This window comes from Geodermatophilus amargosae (assembly GCF_041028265.1).
Taxonomy (GTDB): Bacteria; Actinomycetota; Actinomycetes; order Mycobacteriales; family Geodermatophilaceae; genus Geodermatophilus; species Geodermatophilus amargosae_A.
The window spans coordinates 166,284-187,307 of the sequence record NZ_JABGCW010000002.1; the positions used below are offsets into that span (position 1 = coordinate 166,284).

The window sequence follows — 21,024 nt, forward strand, 5'->3', positions numbered from 1 at the left end:
GATGACCGGTCCCGCCGGGCTCCGTCGCGTCCGGGGCCTTGGTCGCGCTGTTGGCGCACGGCGCGGACGCCGGCAGCACGGGGGCCCGGGAGGACGACGTCCTCCCGGGCCCCCGTGCTCTGCGGTTCAGCTCTCGGCGGCGTCCCGCTGCCGGGCGCGCAGCGCGCGGGCGATGCCGTCGCGGCCCTCGGAGACCAGCCGGTGCAGCGCGGCGGGGTGCCCCTCCTGGCCCAGCCACGTGTCGGCGGCCTGCAGCGCCCGCTCCTCGACCACCGGCGGGAACAGGTACTGCACGGCGTTCTTCGCGATCTCGCCGGGCCGGCGGTCCCACATCGGGCCGATCTCGGCGAAGTAGCGCTCGACGTACTCCGCGGTGAGCTCGCGCTGCGCGGGGTGCCAGAAGCCGGCCACCAGCGCCTCGTGGACGGCGTTGGGCACGTCGGCGTCGTGGAAGGCGCGCTGCCAGGCCTCCGCCTTCGCCTCGGCCGTCGGGCGCAGCGCCCGCGCGGTCGCGGCCCGGCGGACACCGGTGGCGGTGGCGTCCCGCTCGGCCTCGGCGTCGATCTCGGCGTCCCCGGCCGCGCCGATGGCGACCAGGCCGTTGAGGAACGCCCACCGGGCGTCGGCGTCGACGGCGAGGCCCTCGACCGTCCGCGAGCCGTCGAGCAGCCCGCGCAGCACCGCCGCGTGCGCCTCCGTGCGGGCGGCCGAGGCCAGGGTGCGCGACCACTGCAGCTGCTCGTCGCTGCCCGGGGCCGCGGACTCCAGCGCCTGCACCGCCTTGTCGGCCAGCGCGGCCCAGCCGGTCTCGGCCCACTGCGGGTCGGCGTAGGAGGTCAGCGACGACTGCACCCGGGCCAGCAGCGACTGCACGACGCTGGTCTCGGTCTCCGCGTCGATGCCGGCGAGCACCAGCTGCACCCACTCGCGGGCGGGCAGCTCGGCGTCGCGGGTCATGTCCCAGGCCGCCGCCCAGCACAGCGCGCGGGCCAGCGGGTCGGGGACGGTGCCGATCGCCTCGCGCAGCGTCGTCAGCGAGCGCTCGTCGAGGCGCAGCTTGGCGTAGGTGAGGTCGTCGTCGTTGACCAGCACCAGGTCGGCGGCCGGGTGCCCGGCCAGCTCGGCCACCTCGGTGCGGGCGCCGTCGACGTCGAGCTCCACCCGGGTCGTGCGGGTGAGCCCGTCGGGCCCGCGGTCGTAGAGGCCCACGGCCAGCCGGTGCCGGCGCAGCACCGGGTGCTCCGGGACGGCGGTCTGCTCGATGGCGAAGGAGGCGTACCGGCCGTCGTCGGTGAGCTCGTACACCGGGCGCAGCGTGTTGACCTGGCTGGTCTCCAGCCACTGTGCCGACCACTCGCTGAGGTCGCGGCCGGTGGCCTCCGACAGCGGGTCGAGCAGGTCGGCCAGCGTGGTGTTGCCGTACTCGTGCTCGCGGAAGTACTTCCGGATGCCGGCGAGGAACTCCTCGCGGCCGACGTAGGCCACCAGCTGCTTGAGCACCGAGGCGCCCTTGGCGTAGGTGATCCCGTCGAAGTTCACCTCGACGGCGGCGACGTCGACCATGTCCGCGGCGATCGGGTGGGTCGAGGGCAGCTGGTCCTGCGCGTAGGCCCAGGCCTTCTCGGCGTTGGCGAACGTCGTCCAGGCGGTCGTGTACTCGGTGGCCTCGGCCTGGCACAGCGTGGAGATGTAGGTGGCGAAGGACTCGTTGAGCCACAGGTCGTCCCACCAGCGCATGGTCACGAGGTCGCCGAACCACATGTGCGCCAGCTCGTGCAGCACCGTCTCGGCGCGCCGCTCGTAGCGCGCCCGGCTGGTCCGGGAGCGGAAGACGTAGTCCTCCAGCACGGTGACCGCGCCGGCGTTCTCCATCGCGCCGGCGTTGAACTCCGGCACGAACAGCTGGTCGTACTTGTCGAACGGGTACGGGTAGTCGAACACCCGGTGGTAGAACTCGAAGCCCTGCTTGGTGACCCGGAACAGCTCCTCGGGGTCGAGGTGCTCGGCCAGCGACGCGCGGCAGTACAGCCCCAGCGGGATGCCCTCGTAGGCGTCGGTCACCCGGGCGTAGGGCCCGGCGACGAGCGCGACCAGGTAGGTCGACAGCCGCTTGGTCGGCTCGAAGTGCACCAGCTGCGAGCCGTTCGGGCCGCCCTCGATGGTGCGCCCGCCGGTGTTGGAGACGACCTGCCAGTCGAACGGCGCGACGACGTGCACCTCGTAGGTGCCCTTGAGGTCGGGCTGGTCGAAGCAGGCGAACACGCGCTTGGCCTCGGCCGGCTCGAAGTGCGTGTAGAGGTAGACCTGGCCGTCCTCGGGGTCCTCGAAGCGGTGCAGGCCCTCGCCGGAGTTGCTGTACCGGCAGTCGGCGTCGACGACGAGGGTGTTGTCGGCGGCGAGGTCGGGCAGCGGGAGGCCACCCTCCTCGGTGTAGGTCGAGACGTCGAGCTCGGCCCCGTTGAGGGTGGCCGAGCGCACCGTCTCGGCGACGAGGTCGACGAACGAGGCGGCGCCGGGCTCGCGGCAGGTGAAGCGCACCGTCGTCGTCGAGCGGAAGGTCCCGGTGCCGGGGTGCCCGTTCCCGTCGGTGAGGTCGAACTGCAGGTCGTAGCTGTCGACGGCCAGCAGGCGGGCGCGCGCGGCGGCGTCGTCGCGGGTCAGGTTGGGTACGGCCACGCCGGGCAGCTTCCCACGGACGGCCGACACGCCCGCCCGGGGACGGGGAACAACCGGCCTGACCGGGCACTTGGCAGGCGCAGGAGCCGGTGCCGCACGGGACGGCTGCGACCCCGACGGACGAGAGCACGACGAGAGGGAGACGACGGATGACCGAGGCAGTGCAGAGCTCGCCGGTGACGGCCCGGGTGGACTTCTGGTTCGACCCGCTGTGCCCCTGGGCGTGGCTGACCAGCCGCTGGGTCCTGGAGGCGGCCAAGGTGCGCGACATCGACCTGCACTGGCACGTCATGTCCCTGGCGGTGCTCAACCGCGGCCGCGACCTGCCGGAGGAGTACCAGCAGATGATGACGCAGGCGATCGGCCCGGTCCGGGTCGCGATCGCTGCAGCCGAGAAGCACGGCGAGGAGGTCCTCGGTGACCTCTACACCGCCATGGGCACGCTGCGGCACCACGAGCAGCTCGAGCTCGACGAGCTCATCGCCCCGGCCCTGGAGAAGGTCGGCCTGCCCGCCGAGCTGGCCGAGGCGGCCGACTCCACCGAGTACGACGAGGCGCTGGAGAAGAGCCACCACGCCGGCATGGACCCCGTCGGCGACGACGTCGGCACCCCGGTCATGCACATCGACGGCGTCGCCTTCTTCGGACCGGTCATCAGCAGGGTGCCGACGGGCGAGGACGCCGGCCGGGCCTTCGACGGCGCCGTCCTGCTGGCCGACCTGCCCGACTTCTGGGAGCTGAAGCGGACCCGCACGGCCGGCCCCGACATGGACTCCGTGCCGGCCGACACCCTGCAGCTCACCCGCCGCTGACCACAGGCCCCCGCTGCGGGGGCCCGGACGGGCGCGGCATGCTGATCGCGTGCCGCGTCCCGTCCGCCAGCGGATCCTGATCACCGGTGCCAGCTCCGGCCTCGGCATGGGCATGGCCCGCCGGTTCGCCGCCCGGGGCCGCGACCTCGCCCTGGTCGCCCGCCGCGCCGCCCTGCTCGAGGACCTCCGCGACGAGCTGCTCGCCGCGCACCCCGGCATCCGGGTGGTCACCGCCCCGATCGACGTCGACGACGCGCGGGCCGTGGCCGACGGGGTCCCCGCGCTGGCCGCGCAGCTCGGCGGCATCGACCGGTTCGTCGCCAACGCCGGCATCGGCAACGGCTCCTCGGTGGGCACCGGGGCCGCCGCGGTCAACCGGGCGGTCCTGGCCACCAACGTGCTCGGCACCCACGCGCAGTGCGAGGCCGCCGTCGAGCTGTTCCGCGCGCAGGGCTCCGGTCACCTGGTGCTGATCAGCTCGGTGGCCTCGGTCCGCGGCATGCAGGGCACCCGCACCGCCTACGGCGCGAGCAAGGCCGCGCTCAACGCGCTGGCCGAGGGCATCCGGTCGGACCTGCTCGGCACCGGCATCCGGGTGACCACCGTGCTGCCCGGCTACATCGAGACCGACATCAACGTCGGCCGCCGCGGCCCGTTCACCGTCGACCTCGACACCGGCGTCGACGCCCTCGTCGCCGCCATCGAGCGCGAGCCGGTCCGCGCCTACGTGCCCGAGTGGCCGTGGCGGCCGGTGTCGGCGCTGCTGCGGGTGCTGCCGCTTCCCGTGCTCCGCCGCCTCACCTGAGGCGCCGCGCGGCCACCCGCATCGTCGCCTCGTCGTAGGGGCCGCGGTCGAGCCGGCCCGCACGGAGCGCGGTGAGCACCGCGAGCAGCTCCTCGCGCTGGGCGCCGACGAACGCGGCGTCCACGACCGCGCCGTGTCCGGGGACCACCGGGCCGCGTGCCATCGCGTGCAGCCGCCCGAGCGTCGCCGGCCACTCGGCCGGGAAGGCGTCCTCGAACGCCGGCGGGGCGCCCTCCTCGACCAGGTCCCCGGCGAAGACGATCCCGTCCTCGACCTCCACCACCAGGTCGTGCCCGGTGTGCCCGCGGCCGAGGAACCGCAGCACCACCTCCACCCCGCCGACGTCGAGCACGGCCACGTCGTCGACCAGCGCGTCCGGCGGGTCCAGCGGAGCCCGCCGGACCTGCTCGGCGCCCTCGGCGTCCCCGTCCGCCAGCAGCTCGGCCACCCGGGCGGCGCGCTGCGCCTCGCCGGTGGCGAGCAGGTCGGCCGCGCAGCCGCGGGACCCCCAGACCGTCGCCGGGCGGAAGGCGGCGTTGCCGAAGCAGTGGTCGTGGTGGGCGTGGGTGTCGACCACCGTCCACGGGTGCGGGGTCACCCGGCGGACGGCGGCGATCAGGTCGGCGGCCTCGCCCAGGTGCGACCGGGTGTCGACGACGAGGCACGCGCCGTCGCCCACGACCAGACCGCAGTTGAGGTCGAGGGACCCGTGCCGGCGGACGAAGACGCCGTCGGCCACCTCCCGGAAGGTCACCAGCAGATCCGCATCGGCCGGTCGCGGGCGTCGCGGGCGCCGTCGCCCACGCACTCCGCGACGCCGTCGGCCAGCCGCCGGGCCGACCACGCGGCGGCGCAGGCGTCCAGCGCGTCGACGGCGGGCAGGCCGGCCGGTGCGGCGGCGAGCGCGTCGAGCACGTCCATCACCGGCTGCAGCGCACGGATCCGCTGCGCCAGCCCCCGCGCGCTCGACTTGGGGGCGTCCACCCGGTCGTCGAGCGTGCGGAACGACAGCTCGGGGTGCACCTCGACGACGTCGTCCCGGGGCGGGTCGCCCAGGGCGTCGTCGAGGACGGCGATCGACCGGACGAGCTGGAAGGACTGCGCCGACAGGGAGCGGCTGCCGGTCGCCTCGACCGAGCGCCGCCGCGCGTCGGCGTAGTCGAGGGCGCCGAGCACCGCGCGCACCGGGGCGGGGAAGACGGAGCTGCCGGCCCGACCCAGCCGGCGCCGGGCCTCGACGTCACAGGCCCGCACGCCGTCGTCGGACAGCCCGATCGGCATGTCGATGCCCACCACCTCGACGTCGGGCACGGCCAGGACGGCGGCGACGTCGCGCAGCGCGAGCAGCGTCACCGAGCGGCCCGCCAGCAGCGCCCCGGCCCAGGCCCCGCGCCAGCCGTCGACCCCGAGCACCGCCACGTGCCGACCCTGACAGACTCGCGCCATGCGCGTCTTCGTCGGCACCGACCACGCCGGACTGGACTTCAAGGAGCACCTCAAGCAGGCGCTCACCGAGGCCGGGCACGAGCCGGTCGACTGCGGCGCCCACGACTACGACCCCCAGGACGACTACCCGCCGTTCTGCTTCGAGGTGGGCGAGCGGGTGGTCATCGAGCCGGGCAGCCTCGGCGTGGTCATCGGCGGGTCGGGCAACGGCGAGCAGATCGCGGCGAACAAGGTGCCGGGCGTCCGCGCCGCCCTCGTCTGGAACCGCGAGACCGCCGAGCTCGCGCGGGCGCACAACGACGCCAACGTCTGCGCCATCGGCGCCCGCCAGCACTCGATCGACGAGGCGACCGCGCTGGTGCTGCACTTCCTCGCCTCCCCGTGGAGCGACGAGGAGCGGCACGTCCGCCGGATCGGCCTGATCAGCGACTACGAGCAGAACCGACACCGCCCCGCCGGTGGCCTCCCCACCCGCGACGAGGTCGTCTAGGCGGGGTCCCCCTCAGAACTGGTCGGGGCAGTACGGGCTCACCGGCCAGGAGAACGCCGTCGCGGCCTGGGTGACCGCCCCCGGGCTCACCTCGGTGACCCGGCCGGCCGCCTGCAGCGTGGCCAGCGAGACGCCGCCGAGATAGGCCGCGGCCAGGGCGTCGACGTCGACCACCAGGTCGGGGTCGCCGTCGGTGGGGGCGCAGAAGGCCCCGGCCGGGTGCCCACGCAGCCACCAGCGCCCGTCGTTCCAGGGACAGAAGCGGTCGCGCACCTCGAGGACCATGTCGACCGGCGCGGGGTAGCGGCGCGCGGCCAGCGCCCGGCCGACGTCGACCAGCCGCAGCCACAGCCCGTCCAGCGGTCGCGCGTGCAGCGCCCGCGGGTCGGCCAGCAGGTGGCGCAGCGGGTCCTCGGCGGGGGCGTAGCCGGACTCCACCGTCCGCACGAGGTCGAGGTCGAGCAGGTACCGCCACAGGGCGGCGTACGCGGGCGTGCTGCGGGCCCGCACCTCCTCGACGACGACGGTGCCGTCGGGCTCGCCGTCGTCGGTCCACCGCGAGCGGACGCGGAAGGCGGCGTACCCGGTCACCTCCCCGTCGGCTCCGGTGTGCAGGAGGAACCGGCGCGCGCTCGCGCGGCCGCGGTGCTCGGCGGGATCGCGCAGCAGCCGGTCCCACCAGCGCTCGTCGCGCTCCATGCTGCCGGGTACCCAGCGGCGCAGCGCCTCGTGCACCCGTGCCGCGCCGCCCCGGTAGGCGTCGGCGTCGGCCGGCGCGACCGTGCCGGTGCCCAGGTCGACGTCGGGACGGAAGGCCATCTGCCGGGTGCGGCCGTGCAGGTTGCCCCGCGAGGTGGCCGGCGCGTAGCCGAAGCGGCCGTAGATGCCGCCCTCGGAGGCCCACAGCCCGGCCACCGGCTCGCCGCCCCGCTCGTGCAGCTCGGTGAGCTGGCGGCGCATGATCGCGGTCAGCACGCCGCGGCGGCGGTGGGTGGGGGAGACGGTCACCCACGTGACGCCCGCGCAGGGCACGACGGCGCCGGGCACGGTCAGCTGCCGGCTGTAGGCGCCCGCCGTGGCGACCACCCGGCCGTCGTCGGCCCACAGGCCCAGCGAGCGGTCGAGCTCGGCGACCGACGGCGGGGTCTCGGTGAAGGACCCGACCGGCTCGTCGCCGAAGACCTCCAGCATCGCCCGGCTGAAGGCCGGCCACTCCTCGGTCGTGACGGGTCGGAGGTCCGCGGGATCGGTCACCCCCGCTGTCTACCGGGAGGGGCCGACGGCCCGCGACCGCGTTCCGGTGCGAGCATCCGGGGGTGCAGCAGCAGCGGCCGGTCGGGTGGTGGGTCAAGCGGCTCGACGAGCTGCTCGAGCGGGGTCTGGACGACGTCGTCGCGGCCGAGGGGCTCTCCCGCCGGCACTGGCAGGTGCTCGACTCCCTCGCCGGCGGCCCGTCGGCGCGCCCGGAGCTCGCTGCCGCCCTCGCCTCGTTCGCGACGCCGCGCCGGGTCGACGACGTCGTGGCCGACCTGGCCGCCCGCGCCTGGGTGGAGGACCGCGGAGGCGTCCTCGCGCTGACCTCCGACGGGCGGACGGCGCACGGCCGGCTCGCGGGCGGCGTGGCCGCCTTCCGCCGCCGCGTCGCCGACGGGCTCTCGGCCGAGGAGTACGCGGCGACCGTCGCGGGCCTGGCCCGGATGGTCGCGAACCTGGAGCGCTGAACCGGCTCAGCCGCGCAGGTAGGCGAGCGTCGCCATCACCCGGCTGTTGCGCTCCTCGTCGGGAGCCAGGCCGAGCTTGGCGAAGATCCGCTGCGTGTGCTTCTCCACCGCGCCGGGGGTCACCACCAGCTGCCGGGCGATCGCGGTGTTGGAGTGCCCCTCGGCGATCAGCCCGAGCACCTCGCGCTCGCGCGGGGTCAGCCGGCGGACGGGGTCGTCGGCGCGACGGCGGGCGAACAGCTGGGCGACCACCTGCGGGTCGAGCACGGTGCCGCCGGCCACCACCTCGTCCAGCGCGGCCAGCAGCTGGTCGAGGTCGGTCACCCGGTCCTTGAGCAGGTAGCCCACGCCGCCGCGGCCGTCGGCGAGCAGCTCGTCGGCGTAGGTCACCTCGACGTACTGCGAGAGCACCAGCACCGCCGTCCCGGGGGCGAGGCGGCGGACCTCGACGGCGGCGCGCAGCCCCTCGTCGGTGTGCGTGGGCGGCATCCGGACGTCGACGACGGCCACGTCGGGCCGCTCGGCCATGACCGCGCGCACCAGCGACGGGCCGTCGCCGACCGCGGCCGCCACGGTGGTGCCCGCCTCCTCGAGCAGCCGGACCAGCCCCTCGCGGAGCAGCACCGAGTCCTCGCCGAGCACCACGCGCAGCGGCCGGTCGCCGGGGCTCACGCCCACGGCAGCTCGGCGACGGTCCGGGTCGGCCCGCCGCGCGGGCTGTCGACGGTGAGGACGCCGTCCACCGCGCGCAGCCGGTCGGCGAGCCCGGCCAGGCCGTGCCCCGGCACGAGCAGCGCCCCGCCGGCGCCGTCGTCCTCGACGACGACCCGCAGCACGCCCCCCACCTGTCCGACCTCGACCCGGCAGACGTCGGCGCCGCTGTGCTTGGCCACGTTGGCCAGCGCCTCGCTGACGACGAAGTAGGCGGTGTTCTCGGTGGCGGGCGCCAGGCGCTCCCCGGGCAGGTCGACGGCCAGCTCCACCGGCACCGGCGAGCGGGCGGCCAGCGCGGCCAGCGCGGCGGCGAGGCCACGGTCGGCGAGCACCGGCGGTGCGATCCCGCGGGACAGCGCCCGCAGCTCCTCCAGCGCCTCGCGGGCCAGGACGCCGGCCTCGGCCAGCGTGGTGCGCGCGGCGGAGGGGTCGCGGTCGAGCTGGCGCTGCGCGCGGGAGAGGTCCATGCCGAGGCGCACGAGGTGCTGCTGCGGGCCGTCGTGGATGTCGCGCTCGAGCCGGCGCAGCGCCACCGCCTCGGCGGCGACGGCGGCGTCGCGGCCGCGGGAGAGCCGCCCGAGCTCGGCCTGGGTGGCCGCCCGGGAGGTCAGCAGCACGCGGCCGAGCTGCGCCTGCAGCACGGCGACGGCGCGGACGGCGAACGGCAGCACCGCCGCGGCCAGCAGGCCGATCAGCGTGTAGCCGAGGATGCGCAGGCTCGTCCCGCCCTCGAAGCCGAGCAGCTCGAAGAGGTCCTCGTTTCCCTCCTGCGGCAGCGCCCAGTCCCACAGGCCGTAGGTGATCCCGCCGAGGGCGACCGCCCAGGACGTGACGGTGACGGCGAAGGCGAGCACGGCCAGGGGCAGCCGCAGCACCGCGTGGAGGGCGTCGAGCCACGACTGCGGGTCGCGCAGCGGGGTGAGCAGCCGGCGCACCGGCCCGCCCTCGGCCGGCAGGTAGGCCGGGCGGGGGAGCGGGTGGCCGAGGACCGCGGGCAGCTGCGCCCGCTCGAGCGTGGCCGACCCGCGCGCGGCCAGCAGGGTGAGGGCGAGGACGGCCAGGCCCACCCAGACCACCACGGTGCCGATCCCGGCGGCCACGCCGGTCACGACGACGGCGGAGAACAGCACGCCGACGGGCAGGGACAGCACCGCGTAGCCGGAGTCGGTGAGGACCCGGCGCAGGCGGCGGGAGTGCGGCGGGGCGGTCACGGAGGGCATCACGAGGGTGTCGGTGGTCATGGACCGAGCCTGCTGGCGCGGAGGCGGCCGGCCGATCCCGTCAGCCGGTCGATCCGGTGTCGGGCTGGCCCGACACCCGCGCCTGCGCCGCTCATCGGGCGCGATGCTCCCCGTCGCGGAGCACCCGTGTCCAGGGCCGCCGGTCGCGGGGGATGGCTACTGTCGGTGGCCTGCCGGAGCGCGCCGACGGCGCCGCGCCCCCGCGTGGCCACGTGCCCGGCGGACGGAGGTCCCCATGCGCCCCAGGGCGGTTCCGGTCGTGCTCGGTGCTCTCCTCCTGACCGCCGCCTGCACGTCCCCGGGCGCCGCCGGGGACGAGGGCTCGGCCGCGGAGGAGGCGGCGGTGGCGACGTCGGCCCCCGACGAGCGGCTCACCCTCGTCGCCGACGCCGAGCCCGTGGCCTCCGCCGTCAGTGCCAGCCGCGCGCTGTTCGACGAGGCCGGCGTGGTCGTCGTGGCGCCCGACGGCGACCGCGCGGCCACCCTGCTGGGCGCCTCGGCCGCCGTCGGCCTGGGCGTGCCGCTGCTGCTCGACCCCGAGGGCGAGGGGTCCGACGACGCCGTCGCCGAGGAGCTCGACCGGCTCGGCGCGCAGACCGTCCTCGCCGTGGGCGCCGACTCGGCACCGGGGGACGCCGACGTCGTCGCCGTGCCGGCCACCGCCGACGCCGTCGCCGCCGCGACCGGCCTGGACCTCGCCGAGGCCGACCCCGTGCCGGACGACGGGGACGCCGCCGCCGTCGCCGCACTCGACCCCGACGCACCCGCCGCGCTGCTCCCGGCGGACGCGGACCCCGCCCAGGGCGAGGCCGACGGCGAGCTGCCGTCGGTGACCCGCGCCGAGCCGCTGGACACGACGGTGGTGCTCGCCTCCGGCAGCGCCGAGTCGCTGGCCGGCGTCGCCACGGCCCGGGCCGCCGGTGCGGCCGTGCAGGTGACCGGCGGGCAGACCGACCCGCGCGCCTCGGCCGGCGCGGTCGACGCGGTGTCCGGAGCCGAGACCGTCGTCGCGCTCGGGACCGGCTTCGGCGCGGAGGACGGCCTGGACTGGAAGGTCGAGACGGCCGCCACCGGCACCCAGCTGCCCGCCGGCGGGCAGACGCTGTTCCCGCAGCACTTCATGGTCGCCCTCTACGGGCACCCGGGTACCGGCTCGCTGGGCGTCCTGGGCGAGCAGGACGTCGACGCCGCCGTCCAGCGGGCCCGCGACACCGCCGCCCCCTACGAGGCGCTGGTCCCCGACGCCACCGTCGTCCCGGCCTTCGAGATCATCGCCACCGTCGCCTCGGCGTTCCCGACCGAGGAGAACGACTACTCCTACGAGGCGCCGATCGAGCAGCTCCGCCCGTGGGTCGAGGCCGCCGGCGCCGCGGGCCTCTACGTCGTCCTGGACCTGCAGCCGGGCCGCAACGACTTCGTCGCGCAGGCCGAGCGGTTCCGCGAGCTGCTGCAGCTGCCGTACGTCGGGCTGGCGCTGGACCCGGAGTGGCGGCTGCTGCCGAACCAGGTGCACCTGACCCAGATCGGCTCGGTGGGGATCGAGGAGGTCAACCGGGTGGTGACCTGGCTGGCCGACCTGACCCGGGAGAACCGGCTGCCGCAGAAGCTGCTCGTCCTGCACCAGTTCCGCGTCGACATGATCCCCGGCCGCGAGCAGCTGGACATGTCCCGCCCCGAGCTGGCCGTGATGGTGCACGCCGACGGCCAGGGCGGTCAGGGGGCCAAGCAGGACACCTGGCGGGTGCTCAACGGGATCGGCCCGGAGGGGCTCGCCTGGGGCTGGAAGAACTTCTACGACGAGGACGTCCCGATGCTCACGCCCGAGGAGACCATCGCGCAGGTCTCGCCCCGTCCCCAGCTGATCAGCTACCAGTAGCGCCCTCCCTCCGGGGACTCCCGTTCCGTCGGCCCCCCGTGGTGGACTGACGCCCGCCGACGGGGAGCCGACGAGGAGAGGTGGTCCGCGTGACCGGCGTGCTGAGTGGGGTGGCCGACGAGCTCGACCCGCGGCTGCTCGAGCACCGGAGGGAGCTGACCGGCTACTGCTACCGGATGCTCGGGTCGTCCTTCGACGCCGACGACGCGGTGCAGGAGACGCTGGTCCGGGCCTGGAAGAGCTTCGGCTCGTTCGAGGGCCGCTCCTCGCTGCGGTCCTGGCTGTACCGGATCGCCACCAACGTCTGCCTCGACCAGCTGTCGGGCCGCCGGCGCCGGGCGCTGCCGATGGACCTGTCCGGGTCGCCGTGGTCGCCGGTCGAGGCGTCCCTGGCGGCCAAGCGGCCGGCCGAGGCGTGGGTCGAGCCGGTCCTCGACCGCCAGGTCCTGCCCGAGGACGGCGACCCGGCCGAGCGCGCGGTGGCCCGCGAGTCGGTGCGGCTGGCCTTCGTGGCCGCGCTGCAGCACCTGCCCCCGCGCCAGCGCGCCGTGCTGCTCCTGCGCGACGTGCTCCGCTGGCACGCCGACGAGGTCGCCACCCTGCTGGAGACCACGGTCGCCTCGGTCAACAGCGCCCTGCAGCGGGCCCGCGCCACGCTGGCGGCGATGGGCGGCACCCCGGAGGAACGCCCCCTGGACGCCGACCACCGCGACCTGCTGGCCCGCTACCTCGACGCCTTCGAGCGCTACGACATCGACGCCTTCGTCGCGCTGCTGCACGAGGACGCCACCCAGCACATGCCGCCGTTCGAGATGTGGCTGGGCAGCGCCGCCGACATCGGCACCTGGATGCTCGGCCCCGGCAGTGGGTGCCGGGGCTCCCGGGTGATGCTGACCGAGGCCAACGGCTGCCCGGCGGTCGCGCAGTGGCGGCCGACGGCCGACGGCGGCCACGCGCCGTGGGCGCTGCACGTCCTGGAGATCGAGGACGGCCGGATCCGCCACCAGACGAGCTTCCTGGACCTGGACAACGACCTGTTCGCCCGGCTCGGCCTGCCGGCCACCCCGGACGGGGAGCCCGCAGCCGGCTGATCCGCACGTGCCTGCCTCCACCGCCTCCCATCCCGTCCGGGATGGGAGGCGGTGGTGCGTCAGGGGGTTGTCAGCGGTACCCCAGGGGGGTATACCGGACGTCGTCCGGAGGAGGCGACATGCACACCGACCACACCCACCACGCACATCCGTCCCACCCGCACGCCGGGCCCGACCAGGGGGGCTCCCCGGCCGGCCGGGGCTCCTGGGCCACGGTCTCCTGGCGGACGGCGGCCCAGGCCACGCTGCACTGCCTCACCGGCTGTGCCATCGGCGAGGTGCTCGGCATGGTCATCGGCACCGCGCTGGGCTGGTCCACCGCTCCCACGGTCGCGCTGGCCGTCGCGCTGGCCTTCGTCTTCGGCTACGCCCTGACGATGCGCGGCGTCCTGCGTGCCGGCCTGCCGTTCCGCGCGGCGCTCAAGGTGGCGCTGGCGGCCGACACCGTCTCCATCACGGTGATGGAGGTCGTCGACAACGCCGTCATGGTGAGCGTGCCCGGCGCCATGGAGGCGGGACTGGCCTCGGCGCTGTTCTGGCTGTCGCTGGCCGCCGCCTTCGCGGTGGCGTTCGTGGTCACCCTGCCGGTCAACCGCTGGCTGATGGGGCGCGGCCTCGGCCACGCCGTCGTCCACGCCCACCACTGACCCGGCCCACCACTGACCCGGCCCACCACTGACCCGGCCCACCACTGACCCCCGGCGGCCCGGCACCCCCCCGGTGCCGGGCCGCCGGTCCGGAGACCCCTCACGCACGGGGCGCCGGGGCCCGCGGCCCAGGAGGGGCGGGTGGAGGTCCACCTCTCCACCGACACGGAGGGCACCGCCGGTGTCGTCGACCGGGGCCAGGGCCGCGGTCCCGGGGCGGAGTACGAGTACCACCGGCGGCTGCTGCTGCAGGACGAGGTCGACGCGGCCGTCGCCTGTGCCATGGACGCCGGCGCGACGGAGTTGCTCGTCAACGACTCGCACTCGTCGATGCGGGCCGGCACGAGCCGACGTACACGATGGAGGGCCTGGATGCCTCCTCTCACGCCGTCTCCCTCGTCAGCCACCACGGCTCGATGGGCGGCCTGTCCTCGGTCCCGTCGCACACGTACGACCCGGCGGCGATCGCCCGCGTGCGGCTGAACGGTGTCGAGCGGGGGAGCCGGGGATCGACGGGCTGGTCGCCCTCGGCCGCGGCGTCCCGGTTCGCGGCCGGGAGCCTGCACCCGGACGAGGGAGCTCACGTTCCGCGACGCCGACCTGGCAGAGACGGCCCCCCGGATCGTGGGCGTGGAGCGCGCCGGGACGCTCGACGTCCGGGTCACCGACGCCGGCCCGGTCGCGCTCCACCGGACCGTCGTGACCGTCGGGCTGCTCACGCGGGGTCTCGCCGACTGAGGGCGCGCGGCGGGCGCCGACTGCGCCAGGATGGGCTCCCACGGCCGTCGGGATGGCCCGGCCGGCACGTGGCCGTCACGAGGAGCCGGTCTTGGAGATCACCGCCGCGGTCGTCGAGGAACTGCACGGTCCTTTCGTGGTCCGGCCCGTGGAGCTGGAGGAGCCCGGTCCGGGCGACGTGCTGGTGAAGGTCGCCGCGACCGGTTACTGCCACACCGACGGGATCGCCCGCGACGGCGACCTGCCGTTCCCGCTGCCCGGCGTCCTGGGCCACGAGGGCGCCGGCACGGTCGTGGCGGTCGGGGAGGGCGTCACGGGCGTCCGCGAGGGTCAGGACGTCGTGCTCGGCTGGCCGTACTGCGGGCAGTGCCGCAACTGCCTGGCCGGTGAGCCGCGCTACTGCCTGGACCTCGGCCCACTCGTCGGTTCGGGGCAGCGCCCCGGCGGTCGCGGCTCGGCGCTGCGGACCCCCGACGGGGGCCCCCTGGCCAGTCACTTCTTCGGCCAGTCGTCGTTCGCCACCCATGCGATCACCTCGGCGTCGTCGCTGGTGCCCATCCCGGAGGGGCTGCCGGTGGAGCTCATGGGGCCGCTGGCCTGCGGGCTCGCCACCGGCGCCGGCGCCGTCCTCAACACCATCCGCCCGGAACCCGGCTCCTCGATCGTCGTGTACGGCGCCGGGACGGTGGGGCTGGCCGCGGTGATGGCCGCCCGGTGCTCGCCGGCCACGACCGTCATCGCCGTGGACCGGCACGCCTCGCGGCTGCGGCTGGCCACCGACCTGGGCGCCACGCACACGGTCGACGCCACGGACACCGATCCGGTCGGCGCGGTCATCGACATCTGTGGGGGCCCCGCCGACGCCGCTCTGGACTGCACCGGGGTCCTCTCGGTGCTGCGGCAGGCGATCGACTCGGTCGGCATGCTCGGGACCGCCCTGCTCATCGGTGGCGCACCGGCGGGGGCGGAGTTCAGCGCCGACCACCTGACCACGCTGTGGGGCAAGACCATCCGCGGCACGCTGGGTGGCAGCGGTCGCGGGCAGGCGCTGATCTCGGCCCTGATGGACCTGCACGTGCAGGGGCGGTTCCCGTTCGACCGGCTGGTGCAGTACTTCCCGCTGGAGGAGATCGCGGACGCCGTCGAGGCCTCGCACAGCGGCGAGGTCGTCAAGCCGATCATCCGCATGCCTCACTGACCGACGGTTGCGACGTCGGGTCGTCATGGACTGCAGGGCAGCCACCGAGCGACGACGGACCCGCAGTGGTGACCTCTCGGCGGCCGACCTGGAGGCTCCCGGCCCGGTGACGCGCCGGACCAGCCGATCCTGTTCCCGAAGGCATGGCGGCCCGCCGGGCCATGTGATAGGCCGACCGCGTGGACGGAACGTCCCCTCCGGAGCGGGTGCTCGACCTGGTCCTCGAGCCCCACAGCGACCGATTCGATCCGGCCGACGACCGCTGGCGCGCTCAGGTCGGTGACCTCTACACGGGTCTCGAGGGAGAAGTCGGTGGGCTCCGCCGGGAGGCCGAGCGCGTCCCCGGCGCCAAGGGGACGGTGGACACGGTCATCCTCGCCCTGGGCTCGGCCGGCGCGTTCACGGCCGCCGTCGAGTTCCTGCGCGCCTGGCTCACCCGGGACCGCAGCCGGCGGCTCGACGTGAGCTGGGACGTCGACGGGCGCACCGAGCGGGTGACCGTCTCCGGCGGTGCGATCGACACCCAGGCGATCGACAGGATCGCCGAGGCGTTCGCCATCCGGATCGGGGAGAAGCCGTGGCCGGATCCGGATACCGCGCCCTCCTGATCGGGAACTCCACGTTCCCGAACGACCCCGGCAACCTGCCGACCCTCGAGGGACCGGTCAACGACATCGCCCTGCTGCGGGACGCCCTCACCGACCCGGTGACCGGGCTGTTCGACCGGCACGACGTGCGCCTGGTCGCCGAGCGCACCATGAGCGAGATCCTCGTAGAGCTCGAGCAGTTCTTCACGTCCGCGTCGAGGAGCGACCGACTGCTCCTCTACTACAGCGGCCACGGGCTGCTCAGCGTCAGGAACACGCTGATGCTGGCCGCCCGCGACACGAGGACGGACTCGCTGCTGGCGACGACGGTCAGCGCCACGAGCATCGACAGCATGATCGACGCGTCGGCGGCGACGACCACGATGATCGTGCTCGACTGCTGCTACAGCGGCTCCTTCAAGGGTGCCGACCTGCCGAAGAGCTTGGAGGGTGCCGGCCGCTACCTGCTCACCAGCACGCGGAGCGGTCAACTCGCCCAGGACGCCGACCGGCGCAACGGGACCAGCCGGTTCACGACGCACCTCGTCGAGGGACTGCGGTCCGGAGCGCCGGATCACGACGGTGACGGGTTCGTCGACCTCGACGACCTCTACGGCTACGTCCACCGGCAGCTGGCTGCGATCGGCAGGCAGATCCCGCAACGTTCCTTCTCCGGTGGTGGGGACGTGGTCGTGGCCCGCCGTCCCGTCCCGACGATCGGCAAGGGCCATGGCGTAGGTGCCGGCATCGGGACGGAGGGTCCGCCCGTGCTGGACGTCTCCGAGACGGCCATCGACCTCCGAGACGTCGACCCGGAGGAGCGGCTCGGGCCCGAGCGCGTGGCGGTCCTGAACCGGGGCGGTGGACGACTCGACTGGGTCGCGACCTCCGATGACGAGTGGCTCGGCGTCACCCGGGACGGCGACGACGTGCGCATCGAGCTGCATCCGCGCCCTGGTGACAACCGGGGCGCCGTCCGGGTCCGGGACCGGGGGCCGGGCGGGGCGAAGACCATCCGGGTGCACGTGCACGTGCGGCAGAGCTCCGCGCCGCCGCCCCGCTCCGTGCCCCACGTGCCGCGGCGGCCCGACTCCGGCGGGACCGGGAACCCTCAGTCCCCTGAGCCTGCCTGGTGGGGCGGCCGCCGGATGCTGGTCGGCGGCCTGGCGGCCCTGGTGCTCGTGGTCCCCGGGGGAGTCGCCCTCAGCCGATGCGGCACCGAGGACGAGGGTGGGGGTGCCACCGGGGGCGCGACCGGGACGGCGGATCCCCCGCCGACCGCGACCGCGACCGCGGTGGAGGTGGACGGGACCAGGTTGTGGACCGACACCGGCGTCGACGTGGGGCTCGGCGACCGCGTGACGGTCGTGGCCGGCGGGGAGGTGTTCCACGACGTCGACGCGGGGCTGGCGATCGGCCCTGAGGGCATCCCGAACCGGCCCGAGCTGCTCACCCCCTACCCGGAGCTGAACCACAGCGCCCTCATCGTCCGCGTGGACGGGGCGGGCACCCCCAGCCCGGTCGGCCGCCAGACGACGATCACCGCCGAGGGCGACGGCCGCTTGCTCCTCGGCGTGAACGACGGCGGGCGCGAGAACAACGCCGGCTTCTTCACCGCCGAGATCACGGTCGAACCCGGCTGAACCCGTGCTCACCCGGTCCGGGGACGTGCAGCTCACCTGCAGGACGGGCGCCCGTCCCGTCGGCACCGGAGACCACCGCCTCGACGGCTGTGTCCTGCCTGTCGCATCGACCTCTCCTGGTGGCCGCCTCCGCTCGATTGGACTCACCGGTGACTCCCGGGTCACGGTCGGCACGGCAGCCTGTGGTCGACGTCCCGGCTCGGGTCGAGCCGTCGACGCGGCCGCACGTCCGAGGGAGGCGCCGTGACCCAGGCCGTGCTCGCCGTGGTGGCGCACCCCGACGACGACCTGCTGTTCCTCAACCCCGACCTCGACGCCGCCATCGATGCCGGCGTTGCGACGACCGTCGTCTACGTGACCGGGGGCCATGCCGCCCTGACCGGCATCGCCGGGAACGAACGGGTACGCAGTCGGCAGCGCGGCGTGCAGGACGCCTACCGGGTCGCCGGCGGCGTCCTCGACCGCCCGGGACAGGGGGAGTGGGTCGGTCGGGCGGTCGCCGTCGCGGGGAGGGAGGTCGAGGAGTACCGGCTCCGGGACCGCCCCGCCGTGCACCTGGTGTTCCTGAGCCTGCCCGACGCGGGCCTCGCCTCGGTGCTCGGCGGGGCCACGGTGACCACCGTTCCTCCTGCCGGTGGTCTGGTCACCGCCTCGCAGACGTACGACGCGGCGACCGCGGTCGCGGTCCTGCAGGGACTGCTGGAGCGGTACCGGCCGGCCGCGCTGGCCATCACCGAGGAGTACGCGGACGCACGGTACGACGACCCGATCTCGCACCCCGACCACCGAGCCGCGGCGGCGCTGGCCCTGAAGGCCGCCGACCGCCACCGCGCTGGCACGGGGTCCTGGATGCCTCAGGTCGTCCAGTACCGGGACTACGGCAACGGCCTCTTCCCGGCCGACCTCGACGTCGTGGCGGGGGACCACAAGAGGACCCTGTTCACCGTCTACCAGGCGTGGGATCCCGACGCGAACGACAGCCGCGGCTGGACCCGGCGCACCTACTACAGGCACAGCCGAGGCACCCAGTGGTCGGCCGTGGACGAATCCGGGTCCGTCCACCTGTTCGCCGTGCGCGACGGCCGGGTCCTGTCGTGGCGGGGTGGGCCCACCACCTGGACGGGGCCCACCGGGCTCGGCGGCGACGTCACCGCGGTGACCGCCGTCCGCGGGGAGGACGGGCGGGTGCAGCTCGCCGCGCGCACCACCGACCACCGGGTGGTCACCCGGCCCGCGGTGGGAGGCGGCTGGACCGACCTGGGCACCCCCGGCCCGGGTGACGCCCCTCGACACGTGGGCACCCCTGCGCTGACCTCGAACGCCGACGGCCGGCTGCAGGTGTTCGTCGTGAACGCCGACGGCGGCCTCTCCACCCGATGGCAGTCCGCCGGCGGCGGGTGGGCGCCGTGGCTCGACCTCTTCGGCAGCGACCTGCAGGACCCGTGCTCGGCCGTCCTCGGCCCCTCCGGCAGGATCGAGGTCGTCGCGGCCACCCGGTCCGGGCTCACCGTCTGGTGGCAGAACGCCCCCAACGAGGAGTTCACGCGAGGCTCTGTTCCCGCCCTGTCCCCTGCGAGCCCGGCCACCTTCGCGGTCAACGCGGACGGTCGGCTCGAGGTCCACCATCGCCAGGCGGACACGGGCGCGGTCGCCGTCAGCTGGCAGGACGCGGACAGCCGCTGGCGTTCCACGACCAGCCTGGGCGGTCACGCCGGCATCGGGCAGCCTGCCACCGCCACCGTGGGAGGACGGATCGCGACCGTCGTGCGGAACCGCGGAGGCGGCGTGTCCCTGGCCCTGCAGACCGCACCCGACGCCGGCTACGGCGGGTGGATCGACCTCGGCGGGTTCATCCTCGAGTACCCCACCGTGGCTGCCGCGCGCGACGGGCGGCTCGTCGTCGCCGCCGTCCACGCCGATGGCCAGCTCCGGCACCGCACCCGCGCTCCCGACGGGACCTGGACCGGCTGGCAGCCGGTCGAGTCCCCCCTCTGACCTGCTCGTCGCGGGCGAGACGGAGGTGATCCCCTCGTCCGGGTGGGACCCGGCACCGGGCACGTGCCCCGGACTGGTCGCTGCGCGGATCGCCAGGCGGCCCTGACGACTGGCCCGGGCGGGCGGGCGGGCGGCGCGCACCGCGCCCAGCGCTCGACGCGAGAGGATCCGACTCACCCTGTCGGCCGGCGGCCAGCACCCGCACCCCGGCTGTCCATGGCCAGGGTCCTGCAGGACCCTTCCAGGGGCGGACACACCGGTCGACTTGCCGAACGCGTGGACCGGGTGACCGGGATCGAACCGGCATGGCCAGCTTGGAAGGCAGGATCTCGTGACCCTGTTTGTGCTGGTCAGCAGCCTATTTCGACCTCCTGGTGTGGGCTCGTGACCCATACATGACCCAGCGATCTGACATGACCCACGCGTGACCCACCGTCCCTCGGGCGTACTAGCCGCGCCGGTCCGGATCGTCGTCCGATAACTCGCTGGCTGCACCCAGCATGGCGTCGAGGGCACGGGCGATCTCGCCGTCGCGGTCGTCGGCGGCGTGCTGGTAAAGCAGCGCCGCGGCGGGGGAGGAGTGGCCCAGCCGGCGCATGAGTTCCTTGGTGGTCGCGCCGGTGGCCGCGGCCAGGGTGGCGCCGGTGTGGCGGAGCTCGTGTGACCGGACCGCCGGCAGGCCTATGGCGTCGGCGGCACGGCGGAAGGTCGTGTTCCAGTTGCTGCGGGCGAGGTAGCCGCTATAGCCGGTCGAAACTCTGAGGCGGCACTTCCGCTCGGGGTCCGCCCGAAGAGTGAGCCAGTCCGCCGAGCCGCTCAGCTGCTCAACGCCGGACGGCATCTCAGCGGGTCGCGCGAGCTCTAGGAGCTCTTTCGCCTCTTCCGCCGAGTGCTTGTCGCCCGACCAGCATCTGCCGGCCGACGTCGGCAGGCTCATGGTCGGCTGCTGCGGACCGGCGCCCCCCCGGAGGGGAACCTGATGACGGCGCGACGAACCCGGCAGCGTGCACATGCCAGGGGTATGCGAGGGGTGCAACCTCATGGCGACATCGAGCAGGCTGCGCCTTACCCGAGCAGGGCACTTGTCTGCCTGAGCGACACCTTGATGCCTCCCCCTATGCTCACAACTCAGTCCCTGTCATCAGCCCGCCCAGCGCCCGGGTAACGCACCTGCCTTGGAAGGACTTATGACTACAGATCTCCAGTCCGAAAGAACGTACAAGGAAGACGTCCTCGCGGCCGCGCTTCGAAGCTTGCGTCTCGGTGCTTCCAGCTTAACGGACCTTCTTCGCGGGACAAAGGGCGCAAGTCCTATGCTCGTCCGCGAGTTGCTAGTCCAGCAGG

18 protein-coding genes and 1 pseudogene are annotated in these 21,024 nt (G+C 74.8%); 12 read left to right on the forward strand and 7 right to left on the reverse strand.

The genetic code is table 11. From position 1 onward, the window contains the following. Window positions 1-126: 126 nt before the first annotated feature. A complete protein-coding gene (gene pepN, locus HLV61_RS01755; RefSeq protein WP_369252359.1) occupies window positions 127-2,676 on the reverse strand; it encodes an aminopeptidase N in 2,550 nt (849 codons plus the stop codon). 149 nt (window positions 2,677-2,825) lie between these two features. On the opposite strand from pepN, the gene HLV61_RS01760 reads away from it, so the two are divergent. Next, window positions 2,826-3,488 carry a mycothiol-dependent nitroreductase Rv2466c family protein gene (locus tag HLV61_RS01760; protein ID WP_369252361.1) on the forward strand — a complete coding sequence of 221 codons (663 nt, stop codon included), beginning with the start codon at window positions 2,826-2,828 and terminating at the stop codon, window positions 3,486-3,488. 49 nt (window positions 3,489-3,537) lie between these two features. Then, window positions 3,538-4,293, forward strand: a complete 756-nt coding sequence (locus HLV61_RS01765; RefSeq protein WP_369252363.1) for an SDR family oxidoreductase — start codon at window positions 3,538-3,540, stop codon at window positions 4,291-4,293. Here the strand turns inward: HLV61_RS01765 and HLV61_RS01770 are convergent. Beyond that, the gene (locus HLV61_RS01770; protein ID WP_369252365.1) at window positions 4,286-5,047 is read right to left on the reverse strand and encodes an MBL fold metallo-hydrolase; all 762 of its coding nucleotides are present in this window, start codon (window positions 5,045-5,047) and stop codon (window positions 4,286-4,288) included. The two genes, HLV61_RS01765 and HLV61_RS01770, sit on opposite strands and share 8 nt — an antisense overlap. Beyond that, window positions 5,044-5,712 carry a DUF429 domain-containing protein gene (locus HLV61_RS01775; RefSeq protein WP_369252367.1) on the reverse strand — a complete coding sequence of 223 codons (669 nt, stop codon included), beginning with the start codon at window positions 5,710-5,712 and terminating at the stop codon, window positions 5,044-5,046. Before HLV61_RS01775 ends, HLV61_RS01770 begins: the two co-directional genes overlap by 4 nt. A 25-nt stretch (window positions 5,713-5,737) precedes the next feature. Here HLV61_RS01775 and HLV61_RS01780 point away from each other — a divergent pair, with 25 nt between their 5' ends. Then, window positions 5,738-6,229 carry a ribose-5-phosphate isomerase gene (locus HLV61_RS01780; protein ID WP_369252369.1) on the forward strand — a complete coding sequence of 164 codons (492 nt, stop codon included), beginning with the start codon at window positions 5,738-5,740 and terminating at the stop codon, window positions 6,227-6,229. A 12-nt stretch (window positions 6,230-6,241) separates the two neighbouring features. On the opposite strand, the gene HLV61_RS01785 is transcribed toward HLV61_RS01780, so the two are convergent. After that, a complete protein-coding gene (locus tag HLV61_RS01785) occupies window positions 6,242-7,483 on the reverse strand; it encodes a GNAT family N-acetyltransferase (protein WP_369252371.1) in 1,242 nt (413 codons plus the stop codon). 62 nt (window positions 7,484-7,545) lie between these two features. Between HLV61_RS01785 and HLV61_RS01790 the strand changes: the two genes are divergently transcribed. Continuing rightward, the gene (locus HLV61_RS01790; RefSeq protein WP_369252373.1) at window positions 7,546-7,950 is read left to right on the forward strand and encodes a MarR family winged helix-turn-helix transcriptional regulator; all 405 of its coding nucleotides are present in this window, start codon (window positions 7,546-7,548) and stop codon (window positions 7,948-7,950) included. Between the two features lie 6 nt (window positions 7,951-7,956). Here the strand turns inward: HLV61_RS01790 and HLV61_RS01795 are convergent, their stop codons facing one another. Both HLV61_RS01795 and HLV61_RS01800 read right to left on the reverse strand, forming a co-directional pair. Next, a complete protein-coding gene (locus HLV61_RS01795) occupies window positions 7,957-8,622 on the reverse strand; it encodes a response regulator (protein WP_440284456.1) in 666 nt (221 codons plus the stop codon). Continuing rightward, window positions 8,619-9,905 carry a sensor histidine kinase gene (locus HLV61_RS01800; RefSeq protein ID WP_369252375.1) on the reverse strand — a complete coding sequence of 429 codons (1,287 nt, stop codon included), beginning with the start codon at window positions 9,903-9,905 and terminating at the stop codon, window positions 8,619-8,621. The genes HLV61_RS01795 and HLV61_RS01800 overlap by 4 nt, the downstream gene beginning before the upstream one ends. A gap of 259 nt (window positions 9,906-10,164) precedes the next feature. Here HLV61_RS01800 and HLV61_RS01805 point away from each other — a divergent pair, with 259 nt between their 5' ends. From HLV61_RS01805 to HLV61_RS01840, 8 genes and pseudogenes are all read left to right on the forward strand, one after another. Beyond that, window positions 10,165-11,781, forward strand: coding sequence for a hypothetical protein (locus HLV61_RS01805; protein WP_369252377.1), 1,617 nt, complete (start codon window positions 10,165-10,167; stop codon window positions 11,779-11,781). A gap of 89 nt (window positions 11,782-11,870) precedes the next feature. Beyond that, a complete protein-coding gene (locus HLV61_RS01810) occupies window positions 11,871-12,872 on the forward strand; it encodes a sigma-70 family RNA polymerase sigma factor (RefSeq protein ID WP_369252379.1) in 1,002 nt (333 codons plus the stop codon). Between the two features lie 119 nt (window positions 12,873-12,991). Next, entirely contained in the window at window positions 12,992-13,519 is a 528-nt protein-coding gene (locus HLV61_RS01815; protein ID WP_369252381.1) for a DUF4396 domain-containing protein, read from the forward strand. 141 nt (window positions 13,520-13,660) lie between these two features. Then, a pseudogene (locus tag HLV61_RS01820) lies at window positions 13,661-14,007 on the forward strand (M55 family metallopeptidase); the annotation flags it as partial. 341 nt (window positions 14,008-14,348) lie between these two features. Beyond that, entirely contained in the window at window positions 14,349-15,455 is a 1,107-nt protein-coding gene (locus HLV61_RS01825) for an NAD(P)-dependent alcohol dehydrogenase (protein ID WP_369252383.1), read from the forward strand. A 179-nt stretch (window positions 15,456-15,634) separates the two neighbouring features. Further along, window positions 15,635-16,063: an effector-associated constant component EACC1 gene (locus tag HLV61_RS01830; protein WP_369252385.1), complete on the forward strand. Its 429-nt coding sequence runs from the start codon at window positions 15,635-15,637 to the stop codon at window positions 16,061-16,063. Then, window positions 16,033-17,685, forward strand: coding sequence for a caspase family protein (locus tag HLV61_RS01835; RefSeq protein ID WP_369252387.1), 1,653 nt, complete (start codon window positions 16,033-16,035; stop codon window positions 17,683-17,685). The genes HLV61_RS01830 and HLV61_RS01835 overlap by 31 nt, the downstream gene beginning before the upstream one ends. Window positions 17,686-17,928: 243 nt before the next feature. Continuing rightward, window positions 17,929-19,680 (forward strand): PIG-L family deacetylase, encoded by a 1,752-nt coding sequence (locus HLV61_RS01840; protein ID WP_369252389.1) that lies wholly within the window; start codon window positions 17,929-17,931, stop codon window positions 19,678-19,680. Between the two features lie 448 nt (window positions 19,681-20,128). On the opposite strand, the gene HLV61_RS01845 is transcribed toward HLV61_RS01840, so the two are convergent. After that, a complete protein-coding gene (locus HLV61_RS01845) occupies window positions 20,129-20,617 on the reverse strand; it encodes a tyrosine-type recombinase/integrase (RefSeq protein WP_369252391.1) in 489 nt (162 codons plus the stop codon). Window positions 20,618-21,024 lie beyond the last annotated feature (407 nt).